This window comes from bacterium, assembly GCA_026398675.1.
Classification (GTDB): Bacteria; RBG-13-66-14; RBG-13-66-14; order RBG-13-66-14; family RBG-13-66-14; genus RBG-13-66-14.
The window spans coordinates 1-2,014 of sequence record JAPLSK010000286.1 but is presented as its reverse complement, the minus strand read 5'-3'; the positions used below and the strand labels follow the sequence as shown (position 1 = coordinate 2,014).

Annotated in this window: 3 protein-coding genes; 1 reads left to right on the top strand and 2 read right to left on the bottom strand. The window is 67.4% G+C overall.

Annotated features, from left to right (window positions below):
* Positions 1-119: 119 nt before the first annotated feature.
* Together NTW26_08620 and NTW26_08615 are read right to left on the bottom strand one after the other, a co-directional pair.
* Positions 120-458 (bottom strand): hypothetical protein, encoded by a 339-nt coding sequence (locus NTW26_08620; protein MCX7022315.1) that lies wholly within the window; start codon positions 456-458, stop codon positions 120-122.
* Positions 459-520: 62 nt separating this feature from the next.
* Positions 521-1,540, bottom strand: a complete 1,020-nt coding sequence (locus NTW26_08615) for a hypothetical protein (protein ID MCX7022314.1) — start codon at positions 1,538-1,540, stop codon at positions 521-523.
* 25 nt (positions 1,541-1,565) lie between these two features.
* Here NTW26_08615 and NTW26_08610 point away from each other — a divergent pair.
* Positions 1,566-2,014, top strand: a 449-nt coding sequence (locus NTW26_08610) for a DUF362 domain-containing protein (protein MCX7022313.1), incomplete at its 3' end; no start/stop codon positions are given.

The following is a 2,014-nucleotide window of genomic DNA, read 5'->3' as shown; positions in this document are numbered from 1 at the left end:
CCCCCCAAAGGGGGGAGGGGATGGCGGCACCCCCCGCCCCAACCCTTCACCGAAGAGGGGGGACAAACGCAGGGCGGGGGCTCCGTACCCCGCCCACATTTAGCGGCTCCGGTGGGGGATCAGAGGAAGATGTTCGAGCCGCCCGAGTCAATCACCTTGTCCAGGAAGTAGAACAGAAGGCCCATGGCGAAGAGGCCGGTCACCAGCAGGTTGATGAAGTTGAAGCGCCCCTGGGGGGTGGCGACCTCACCCTTCGGCTCGGCGTCCACCTCGCTCTTGAGCTGCATGGCCCGGAAAGTGCCCACGATGATGGTCAGCAGGAAGAAGGCCTGGGCCACGATGTTCAGGGCCGCCCCCCAGCTCGAGAAGGGCAGGACGAAGAAAAGGAGCGCCACGATCAGCACGAAATAGAGCCAGCGCAGCTCGGTGCGGTGGGCGCGGTAGGTCGGTTCGCTCATGGGTTCCCTAGCTTGGTTAGGGTTGCGGTAACAAAGAAAGACGGATAACTTTAAAAAGGGGGCTACTCCTCCTCGCGGCCGGTTTCGTGGTAGAGAAGCATGATGGCGACACGGGACATCAACACCCAGCTCCCGCCCAGCTCCTCGATGCCGGCCGAGTCCACCGCCCGCCGGTAGTCCTCCACGGCCCGCTCCCAGTAGTCTTCCGACTCGAGGGCCAAACGCCCCGCCGCGGCTTCCGCCTGCTCGGGCAGGTCGCCTATCCCCTGGCAGGGTCCGGCGTAGCGCGTGACGCGCCAGGCGTACTCGGCGGCGTGGCCCGCGAAGTACAGGGCGATGATGACGTTCTGCCCGTCTTCCTTCGGGACTTTATCCGCCGCCTCCCCGGCCGTACCGACCAGGGCGGCGATACCGTCGAGGAGCCTATTCACGGCCGCGACGTCGCCCACCACGGCGATTTGGCGTATGACCTGCCCGGTGCGGTCGGCGAGTTGGAGCGCCGCGGTGTCCTCCTCGGGGTGATGCTCCAGCCATCTCATCGCGGCCACAAGGGCCAGGCCCTCGTCCAGCGTGTGCCCGAACCAGCGCACCCCGGTCAGGCTGTCCGGCTCGCCGCTCCCGGGCACGGGGGATTTCTCCCGCGCCAGGTCCTCGCCCAAGAGCCACCAATCGAACGTATCCGGATCGCGCGCCCCCCGACAGGCCCCCGAGACGACTCCGCGATTCCAGCGCAGGGCGTAGCCGAACCAGCCCTCCTGTGTTTCAATCAGGCTCAGGCAGACCGTGTCGTCCGCCTCGGACTGGGCGGCGTAGACGATGAGCTCGGAAAGGGTCGGCGGCGACCGGAGGGCGGTCCGCACGTCCCCGAAGAGGCTCGGGGTGTTATAATACCAATCATCCTCGACCCCCAGCCCCCCGGCGAAATTTTCCGCCGCCGCGGCCGGGGTGACGGGGGATCCCTCGGGCAGTGTCGGGGCGTAGATGATCGTCAGGGCGAACGCCGGGACCGGCGCAAGGAGCAGAGCCGCCAGAAAAACCGCCGACCGGCCCGCGCCCTGAAAGGCCAAAGCGTCAGACTTCAAACCGATCGCCCTTTCAGGGGGGAGATTGACCAGGCACATCGTCTGCTACGGCAAGTGTAACACGTACTCTCCCGACGAGGTAGAGGGCTCCCTGGCCGCGACCCTGGCGCTCTTCGGCGGCTGGAGGGCGGGGCTTCCGGCGCCCCCGGCCCACATCCTGGTGAAGCCGAACCTCCTGGCCGACTTCCCCCCGGATAAGCACGTGACCACCCACCCGGTGGTGGTGCGCGCCGTGGTCAAATCGCTCCTGGACGCGGGGTACGACGTGACGGTCGGCGACGCCCCCGCCCCCTCCGTCGTCCGTGTGGAGAAAATCTGGGCCGTGACCGGCATCGGGGCGGTCTGCGAGGAGCTGGGGGTGAGGTGGATCAGCTTCGACGCCGCCGGCCACCGCCACGTCGCGGGTATCAACCCCGTAGACCCCGATCTAACCATCGCCCTACCGGTCATGGAGGCCGACGCCGTGGTCAACCT

Bases quoted from the DNA above. Each gene is read 5' to 3' on its own strand.
- NTW26_08620 (MCX7022315.1), bottom strand. From the start codon at position 458: ATGAGCGAACCGACCTACCGCGCCCACCGCACCGAGCTGCGCTGGCTC.